The sequence below is a fragment of the Glycomyces dulcitolivorans genome, from assembly GCF_003265355.1.
In the GTDB taxonomy this organism is placed as follows: Bacteria; Actinomycetota; Actinomycetes; order Mycobacteriales; family Micromonosporaceae; genus Glycomyces; species Glycomyces dulcitolivorans.
This window is the reverse complement of record NZ_QFRW01000218.1, coordinates 1-8,736: the sequence shown is the minus strand read 5'-3', so window position 1 is coordinate 8,736 and position 8,736 is coordinate 1. Positions and strand designations below refer to the sequence as shown.

The window sequence follows — 8,736 nt, the reverse complement described above, 5'->3', positions numbered from 1 at the left end:
GCCCGGACCGCCGGCGCGGGCCTGAGCCCGCGCGGCGGCCCGGGCGCCCCGCTACCGGGGAGACCCGAGGGGACTCCTTGAGTGTCACGCTTCGGCCGCCCAGGCCTCGTTGACCATCGCCACGAAGTCCTCGGGGGTGACCTGGCCGAGGATGAGCCCCTCGGTGGCCTCGTTGATGACGCCGCCGATCGCCGGCGGGTACGCCTGGTCGAGGTAGAGCTGCGTGCCGGTGGCGGTGGCGAGCGCGTCGACGACCTTCTGGGTGTCCTCGTTCAGGTCCGGCGCGACCGCGGCGGTGTCGGCGGCGACCGGGGTCAGGTTGCCCTCGGTGATGGCGCGGGCGTAGTTCTCGGGCTCCATGAAGTTGCACAGGAAGTCGAGCGCCTCGTCGGGGGCGTCCGCGGCGACCGCGTAGCCGTTGCCGCCGCCGAGCCACTCGGTGGTGGTGCCGGTGCCGCCCGCGACCGTCGGGAAGGGGAAGAACCCGAGGTTCTCGGGCCCGTCGGTGCCGGAGTTGTCGCGCTGGGCCTGCGGGGCCCACTGGCCCATCAGCTCCATCGCGGCCAGGCCCTCGCCCATGACCGCGGACTGGCCGTCGGCCTCGCCGTAGGTCGCGGACTCGAAGCCGGGCTGGAAGGGCTCCATGGCGGCCAGTTCGGCGAGCAGCTCGCCGGCCTGGACGAAGCCCTCGCCGGAGAAGTCGCCGGCGGCGGCGGCCGATTCGAGGCCGTCGAGGCCGACCAGGCGCATCACCAGGTAGGTCCAGTAGTAGTGGCCGGGCCACTGGTCGGCGCCGGCGAGGGAGATCGGCGCGATCCCGGCGTCCTTGAGGGCCTGGACGGCGGTGAGGAACTCGTCCCAGGTGGCCGGGGGCTGGGTGACGCCCGCCTCGGCGAAGAGGTCCTCGTTGTACCAGAATCCGACGACGCCGGCGTCGAACGGCATGCCGTAGAGCTTGCCGTCGATCGTGTACGGCTCCAGCGCGATCGGGTTGATCTGGTCGATGCAGTCGAGCTTCCCGGTGAGGTCCTGCACGAGGCCGGCCTCGACCTGCTCGGCGAGGACGCCGCCGCCCCAGGTGTGGAAGATGTCGGGCACGTCGCCGGACTGGGACGCGGTCCCCATGCGGTCCTTGAACGCCTGGTTCTCGATGGCCTGCACGTCGATCGTGAGGTCGTTCTCGGCCGCGAAGTCGTCGGCGAACTCCTGCCAGGTGGACATGAGCGGGTCCTGGTTCTGGATGTGCCACCAGGTGATGTCGGCGTCGGACTCGCCGCTGTCGCCGCACGCGGCGGCGCTCAGGACGAGCGCCGCGGCCGCGCCCGCGGCCACCAGCGCCCGGGGACGGAGAAGGGGATTTCGCATCGAGGGTCTTCCTTTCGAGGGATGAAGGGACCGGCCCGGCCGTCGTCAGGGCGCCGAGGAGCCGCCCTGAAACTTTCGGAACAAGTACCGGAAACTTTCGATGCGGTCATCGTACCTGCGGCCGTTCGGAAAGTGAAGGGGGTCTCTATGCGCAGGTGGGGCGGTGCAGGAGAGTGATCGGTAAACCCGGGGCGCGGGGACGCGGAAACGGCCGCCCCGGGGAACCGGGACGGCCGTTTCAGAAAACCTGAGCGGGTGACGAGAATCGAACTCGCCTCTCAACCTTGGGAAGGTCGCATTCTACCAATGAACTACACCCGCGAACTCTGGCGAACAGAGCCGTCCAGAAGTATACAAGGCCGCGGCGGCGGGGCCTTTCGACCCCGCCGCCGCTTCCGGGGGGCCGGATCTAGAGGTTCGCGATGGCGGTGCTGATGTTGGCGTAGAGCGCGCCGACGTTGGTGTAGACGCCGGGGTTGCCGGGCTCGGCGCAGCCGTAGCCCCAGCTGACGATCCCGACCAGGACGCCGGAGGCGTTCACCAGCGGGCCGCCCGAGTCGCCCTGGCAGGAGTCCACTCCGCCGTTGGCGAGGTCGCCCGCGCACAGCATGGTGGCGGCGTTGAACTCCGAGCCGTAGGCCGAGCGGCACTGCGCGTCGGTCACGTACGGGACGTCCACGTACAGCAGGTCGTCGGAGGTCGAGCCGGACTCGGTGGTGCCCCAGCCCGCCACGGTCAGCGTCCCGTGGTTGTTGGGGTCGGAGGTCGCGAGCGGGACGGTCACGGCGCCGGGGATCGCCTCGGTGAGCTTGATGAGCGACCAGTCGTTGCGCATGGTCGAGCTGTTGTAGTTCGAGGCGATGACGATGTCCTCGACCTCGTAGACGTCGGTCTCGGCGATGTCGGTGTCGCCGTGGCGGATCACCACGTCCGAGGGGTCCGAGCCGACGGTGCAGTGCGCGGCGGTGAGGACGACGTCCGCCTCCACGAGCTGCCCGCCGCAGTAGTTGAAGGAGGGGTCGCTCGCGTCGGCGAGGGCGACGATGTACGGGAACTGCCCCTCGGCGGCGGGGTCGCCGCCGATGATCTGGGCCTCGAAGTCCTGGGCGCTGGCGCCGGTCGCGGAGAGGGCGAGGACGGCGGCGCCGGCGGCCGCGGCCGCGCCGATCCGGGCGAGGGTCTTCTTGTGCAGCACGAGAGGAATCCTTTCGGACGGAGGGTGATCAGGTGTGCACCTGCCGCAAGCAGCCTACGGGAATATCGCGCATATATGAATCTTCTGCATCTAAGGGGTTTTTCAGTGAATAGCGGCGAATTTACCGCCGCGAAACCGCAAGGGGGACGGCCGGGCGCGGAAGGGCCGGGCGGTCCGCACACCCGCGGTCCGCCCGGCCCTCAGTCGTTCAGGTCGGGACTACTCCCAGCCGGCCAGGACCTCGTCGATCGCGTCGGCGAAGCCGGCGATCTCGGAGTACACGCCGGGGTTGCCCGCCTCGGCGCAGCCGTAGCCCCAGCTGACGATGCCCACGAGCACCTGCTCGTCGCCCGCGGGGGTCATGATCGGGCCGCCGGAGTCGCCCTGGCAGGAGTCCACGCCGCCGTTGGCGAGGTCGCCCGCGCACAGCATCGAGGCCGCGTCGACCTCGTCGGGGTAGGCCGCCTCGCAGTCGGCGTCGGTCACGAAGGGCACCTCGACCCACTCGGCGACGACCGGGTACTCCTCGCCGGTGTTGCCCCAGCCCGCGGTCTCCAGGACCTCGTACTCGGCGGCGTCGGTGCCGAGCGCGATCGGCTCGACGTCGACCGGCTCGGCGAGCTTGAGCAGTGCCCAGTCGTTCGCCATCGCGATCGGGTCGTTGTAGGTCTCGGAGACGTGGAGGTCCGCGACGGCGGTCTCGACGACCGCGTCGGACTCCAGGTCCACCGAGCCCGAGAAGATCACGAGGTCCTCGGCGGCCGAGCCCTCGACGCAGTGCGCGGCGGTGAGGACGACATCCTCGGCGATCACCGAGCCGCCGCAGAACTGCCGCTCCCACGGGGTGCCCTCGCCCGGCGAGCCGAGGCCCACCAGCCACGGGAACTGGCCCTCCTCGGCGGGCTGGCCGCCGATGATCTGGGCCTCGAAGTCGCCTTCGGGGGCGTTGTCCTCCGCGTTGGCGGCCGTCCCGGCCCAGACGGCGGCGGCCGCGGCGAGGCCCGCCGCGGCGCCGGCGCCGAGTCGGATCAGGTGCTTCCTCTTCATGTCCATTGTGAACCTTTCGAGGTGGATGTGAGGGTTAGGCCGTTTGGCCTTTCTGCCCCGAAAGACGCCATAAGCGGCTTTGTCAGTTGCGTGCCGCTTGCGTTGGCAATTCAGTGAATCAGTATGGATTGTCGCTTCCGAGCTCCTTGCCCAGGTGGATCGAGCCGTCGGCCTCGGAGTAGTAGCCGAACGCCGGGACCGGCGTGTAGCCCAGCAGCGCGTACATCGCGACCGCCTCGGGCTGCATCGGACCGGTCTCCAGGATCAGGCGCTTGCGCCCGGCCGCCGCTGCGGACGCCTCGACCGCCGCCACGATCCGCTTCGCCAGACCCTGCCGCCGGGCCGAGGCCCGCACGAACACGCGCTTCATCTCGGCGTCCTCGCCGTGCGAGCGCCAGCCGCCGCAGCCGACCGCGGTGCCGGACTCGTCGTACACCACGATGAAGTCGCCGTTGGGCGGGTCGAACTCCGCGTCGGCGAGCTCGGTCATGTCGCCCGCGCCGTAGCGCGCGACGTACTCGGCCTGCACCTCGTCGCAGAGGGCGCGCGCGACCGGGCTGGAATAGGGGGTCCTGGAAAGCGTGAACTGCACGGCCACAAGACTGGCACAACCCCACGTGACCGTGCCAGCGCCTTTCGTCACGTATGGGACGGCCCCTCCCGATCCGCGCCCCCGCGGCGGAGGCGTTCCGCGCCGCGGCGGCCGCCCGGACGGCGCCCCAGTTCAGGGCCCGAAAACCCTGTCCGAACGGAGGATGTTCCCGGACCCGTTCGGCGCCTAGGTTCGACCGAACGCACAGACTTCGGCGTCACCCGGGCGGCGACGTCCTCCACGCCCGGTAGCGCCGCGCCGACCATTACGATCTTCACATCGGCGATGGTCGAAACGGGTCCGGCGCCCCGGACTTCCGCCCGCGATCCCGGTGGGAAGGAGGCATTCATCCACATGCGCACTACGCAGCGCCGCAGGCCGTCCCCGGCCCTGGGGGACCTGTGGAAGGGCTGGTCCGCGCCGTCCGTGCGGTCGGCGTTCACCGCCGCGTTCGCGGTCGTGGTGGTCCTGGTCGGGCTGCGCCTGGCCGTCCGCGACGACTCGCACGCGGTGTCGTGGCTGGCGCTGCCCTCCCTCGCCGCCTCCGCGTTCCTGCCGTGGCGCTGGGTCGCCGGGGTCGGGGCCGCGAGCATGGCGCTGGCCTTCGGGTACCTGTGGCTGCTGCACGACTTCTCGATGGAGGGCGTCGCCCAGCACGGGGTGGACTTCCTGGTGGTGGCCGTGGCGGTGGTGATCGCGGCGGCGGTCGCGGTCGTGCGCGAGAGGGACGACGACCGGCTGCGGCGCCTCGCGCAGCTCGCCTCGGTGGTGCAGCAGGCGATCCTGCGGCCGATCGGGGAGCGCTTGGGGCCCTTCGACATCGCGGCCCGGTACGTCTCGGCGCGGTCGGGGGCGGAGATCGGCGGGGACCTGTACGAGGCCCTGGACACCGAGTACGGGGTGCGGATCGTCATCGGCGATGTGCGCGGCAAGGGCCTGGACGCGGTGCGGCTGTCCTCGACGGTGCTCGGCTCGTTCCGGCACGTGGCGTTCGAGCGGGCCGACCAGCGGTGCATGATCGCCGACCTGGACCACGCGGTGGTCCGCAACGGCGGCGACGAGGACTTCGTGACGGCGATCCTGCTCCAGGAGCGCGGCGGGACCCTGGAGATCCTCAACTGCGGCCACCCGCCGCCCATGCTGGTGCGCGACGGGGTCGCGACCTACCTGGAGCCGGAGTCGATGGCGCCGCCGCTGGGCCTGGCCCCGTCGGCGCAGGAGCTGACGGTGCGGCTCCAGCCGGGGGACCGGATCTTCCTGTACACCGACGGCCTGGCCGAGGCGCGCAAGGACGGGGAGTTCTTCCCGATCCGCGAGCGCGCCTGGAGCCTCATCGGCCACGGGAACACCGGTGACGGCCTGGCGTCGCTGGAGACGGCGCTGCGGCGCTGGGTCGGCGGCCCGCTGACCGACGACATCGCCCTCTTGCTCTTGGACTACCGGCCCGAGTCGGACTGACCGATCCGGCAGCGCCGCAGGGCGGTCATCCGGGACCGCTTCTTGCGGCGCCTGGTGAGGCGAACCGGCAATTTGCGGCTCATCGGGCGGCCCCCTGGGCCGGGACGGTGATGCGGAAGACGCGGTGGAGGACGGGTCGGACGCGGCGGTGGCGGCCGACGTACGTCGGTCCGACGCGGGCGGCGATCTGTGTGGCGACGGCGCGGATCATGGGGTGCTCCTGGTGGTGCGGCGCGGCGGCGTGCGGTGTTTCGGCGGTGCGTTCCGCCCCGTGCGGTTGACGTCGCACAGGCGGTCTGATGCCCGGTTCAACGAGGCACGAGTGCGCCGGTTACGGCATGTGCGAGGAGACCTCCACGTTCACCCGTTCGAACGACTCCCGTCCGCGCTCTGTCGGGAATCCGACCGCGACACGCCTGCCGACCTGCGGGAGGCCGTGGGATCCTTGAAGTCATTACTGACGGGTAATATGATGGGGGTTACCACCGAGTAATGGAGGACCCGCAATGACGCACTTCCGCCACAACCTCCGGGACCTGGAGTTCAATCTCTTCGAGGTCTTCGGAGCGGACAAGATCCTCGACCACCAGGCCTTCCCTGACCTGGACGAGGCCACCGCCCGAGAGATCCTGGCGGAGCTGGCCCGCCTCGCCGAGAACGAGCTGGCCTCCAGCTTCGTCGAGGGCGACCGCAACCCGCCCGTGTTCGACGCCGCCACCGCCTCGGTGCGGCTCCCCGAGGCGTTCAAGAAGTCGTACAAGGCGTTCATCGACGCCGAGTACTGGCGCCTCGACCTCCCCGAGGTCCTCGGCGGGACCTCCGCGCCCCGCATGCTCTGGTGGTCCCTGGCCGAGCTCGTCCTCGGCTCCAACCCCGCCCTGTGGATGTACGCCGCCGGGTCCTCGTTCGCGCACAGCGCCTACCGCGAGGGCACCGCCGAGCAGCAGGAGTGGGCCAAGCTCTTCATCGAGAAGGGCTGGGGCGCGACCATGGTCCTGACCGAGCCCGACGCGGGGTCCGACGTCGGCGCGGGCACCACCAAGGCGTTCCAGCAGCCCGACGGGTCCTGGCACATCGAGGGCGTCAAGCGGTTCATCACCTCGGGCGACCAGGACATGACCGAGAACATCATCCACTACGTCCTCGCCCGGCCGGTGGGCGTAGAAGGCGTCGGCGGCCCCGGCACCAAGGGCCTGAGCCTGTTCATCGTCCCCAAGTACCTGTTCGACCCGGCCACGGGCGAGCTCGGCGAGCGCAACGGCGTCAAGGTCACCAACATCGAGCACAAGATGGGCCTGAAGGTCTCCGCGACCGCCGAGCTCACCTTCGGCGAGAAGTCCCCCGCGAAGGGCTGGCTCCTCGGCGACAAGCACGAGGGCATCCGCCAGATGTTCCTCATCATCGAGTACGCGCGGATGATGGTGGGCACCAAGGCCATCGCCACCCTCTCCTCCGGCTACCTGAACGCGCTCGACTACGCCAAGAGCCGCATCCAGGGCGCCGACCTGCTCCAGTCGACGAACAAGACCGCCCCGCGCGTGCCGATCATCAAGCACCCGGACGTGCGCCGCTCGCTCCTGCTCCAGAAGTCCTACGCCGAGGGCCTGCGCGCGCTCGTCGCGTACACCGCCTCCTGGCAGGACAAGGCCCTCCTCGCGGAGGCCGACGGCGACGAGGACGCGGCCGAGACCGCCAAGCGCATCAACGACCTGCTCCTGCCGCTCGTCAAGGGCTGCGGCTCCGAGCGCGCCTACGAGCTGCTCAGCTCCGAGTCCCTCCAGACGTTCGGCGGCTCGGGCTACCTCCAGGACTACCCGCTGGAGCAGTACGTGCGCGACGCGAAGATCGACACGCTCTACGAGGGCACGACCGCCATCCAGAGCCTCGACTTCCTGTTCCGCAAGATCATCAAGGACAACGGCGAGTCGCTGATGGCCGTTGCCGGCGAGATCATGGAGTCCACGCAGGACGGCCACGCCGACCTGGAGGACGTGCGCGGCCGCGTGCTGCGCGCCCTCGGGGACGTCCAGGGCATCATCGAGGCCCTCCAGCCCTCCCTCATGGCCGCGATGGGCGACGAGCCCCGCGACCTGTACAAGGTCGGGCTGCACTCGCGGCGCCTGCTGCTGGCCGTCGGCGACCTCGTCGTCGGCTGGCTCCTGCTGCGCCAGGCCGAGGTCGCCCAGGCCAAGCTCGACGCCGGCGCGGACGACGACTTCTACCGCGGCAAGGTCGCGGCCGCGAAGTTCTTCTCCCATGAGGTGCTCCCGCGGGTCACCGCCGACCGCAAGATCGTCGAAGCGGCCGACCTGGTCCCGATGGACCTCCCGGACGGGGCCTTCTAAGGCGCCCAACGGATCACGGCTCGCGCCGCGCCCCTGGCGGGGAGCGGCGCGAGCCGTTTCATTTGCCTACGAGACGGTCCCGAACGTGAACGCGATGCCGCCGTCGCCGCCCTCGGTCTCCGCGAGGGCCGCCTCCATGCCGTGCAGCGTCCCCCGCAGGTACTGGAGGTTCCGCCACATCGCGGCGTGGAAGTCCAGGTACCGTGCGGTCGCCTCGGCCGCGCCCGGCGCGGTCCCCAGCGCCGGCGCCTTGCTCAAGGTCCCGGTGCCCAGCACGGGGATCACCTCGCCCTCCAGCTCGTCGATCAGCTCCAGCAGGAACAGCCGGTACTCCTCGACCGCCGCCGGGTCGTACACACGCTCGCCCATGTCTCGCTCCTTCCGCCCGGTCCGGCTCAGTTGTAGGGGTCCTCGTTCGGTTTGACGTAGCCCCAGGCGTTCCCGGTCTCGCGGCGGGCGAGATCCTGCGACCCCTCCTCGCCCTCTTCGCCATCGTCTTCTTCTTCGGCGTTGCCGCCCTTGCCTTCCGCGCTTGTCGCCCGCACTCCGGCCTGCGAGCCCATGGGCCCGTGGAACAACCCGCCGCCTTTGGCCGCGCCCGGACTGCCGGTCGCGGTGGAAGTCGACGTCACGGCCGGGCCGAACAGGCCCTGCGGGCTGCCACCCGACCCGCCCGCGACCGCCGCCGCGGCCGTCCGGCCGCCGAGGTCCGAGCCCAGCGACCCGCCGACGGT

General features: G+C 70.8%; 8 protein-coding genes, 1 tRNA gene and 1 pseudogene. 2 read left to right on the top strand and 8 right to left on the bottom strand.

Features of this window, described 5'->3' with window-relative positions:
* Positions 1–84 precede the first annotated feature (84 nt).
* The 5 genes from DI269_RS15055 to DI269_RS15035 all read right to left on the bottom strand — a co-directional run bounded on the left by DI269_RS15055 (position 85) and on the right by DI269_RS15035 (position 4,199).
* Positions 85–1,365 (bottom strand): extracellular solute-binding protein, encoded by a 1,281-nt coding sequence (locus DI269_RS15055; RefSeq protein ID WP_112137208.1) that lies wholly within the window; start codon positions 1,363–1,365, stop codon positions 85–87.
* A 250-nt stretch (positions 1,366–1,615) separates the two neighbouring features.
* Positions 1,616–1,686 (bottom strand) — tRNA-Gly (locus DI269_RS15050).
* An 88-nt stretch (positions 1,687–1,774) separates the two neighbouring features.
* A complete protein-coding gene (locus DI269_RS15045; RefSeq protein WP_198667453.1) occupies positions 1,775–2,560 on the bottom strand; it encodes a S1 family serine peptidase in 786 nt (261 codons plus the stop codon).
* A gap of 219 nt (positions 2,561–2,779) precedes the next feature.
* Positions 2,780–3,607, bottom strand: coding sequence for a serine protease (locus tag DI269_RS15040; RefSeq protein WP_157975006.1), 828 nt, complete (start codon positions 3,605–3,607; stop codon positions 2,780–2,782).
* Between the two features lie 118 nt (positions 3,608–3,725).
* Positions 3,726–4,199 (bottom strand): GNAT family N-acetyltransferase, encoded by a 474-nt coding sequence (locus DI269_RS15035; RefSeq protein ID WP_232822758.1) that lies wholly within the window; start codon positions 4,197–4,199, stop codon positions 3,726–3,728.
* A 354-nt stretch (positions 4,200–4,553) separates the two neighbouring features.
* Here DI269_RS15035 and DI269_RS15030 point away from each other — a divergent pair, with 354 nt between their 5' ends.
* The gene (locus tag DI269_RS15030) at positions 4,554–5,657 is read left to right on the top strand and encodes a PP2C family protein-serine/threonine phosphatase (RefSeq protein ID WP_112137202.1); all 1,104 of its coding nucleotides are present in this window, start codon (positions 4,554–4,556) and stop codon (positions 5,655–5,657) included.
* Between the two features lie 79 nt (positions 5,658–5,736).
* On the opposite strand, the gene DI269_RS28670 is transcribed toward DI269_RS15030, so the two are convergent.
* Positions 5,737–5,868: a hypothetical protein gene (locus DI269_RS28670; protein WP_269814167.1), complete on the bottom strand. Its 132-nt coding sequence runs from the start codon at positions 5,866–5,868 to the stop codon at positions 5,737–5,739.
* A 295-nt stretch (positions 5,869–6,163) separates the two neighbouring features.
* Between DI269_RS28670 and DI269_RS15025 the strand changes: the two genes are divergently transcribed.
* Complete coding sequence (locus DI269_RS15025; protein WP_112137200.1) at positions 6,164–8,002, top strand: acyl-CoA dehydrogenase; 1,839 nt, start codon at positions 6,164–6,166, stop codon at positions 8,000–8,002.
* Between the two features lie 66 nt (positions 8,003–8,068).
* Here the strand turns inward: DI269_RS15025 and DI269_RS15020 are convergent, their stop codons facing one another.
* Together DI269_RS15020 and DI269_RS15015 are read right to left on the bottom strand one after the other, a co-directional pair.
* Positions 8,069–8,371, bottom strand: coding sequence for a hypothetical protein (locus DI269_RS15020; protein WP_112137198.1), 303 nt, complete (start codon positions 8,369–8,371; stop codon positions 8,069–8,071).
* Between the two features lie 26 nt (positions 8,372–8,397).
* Positions 8,398–8,736 (bottom strand): annotated as a pseudogene (locus tag DI269_RS15015) (hypothetical protein); the annotation flags it as partial.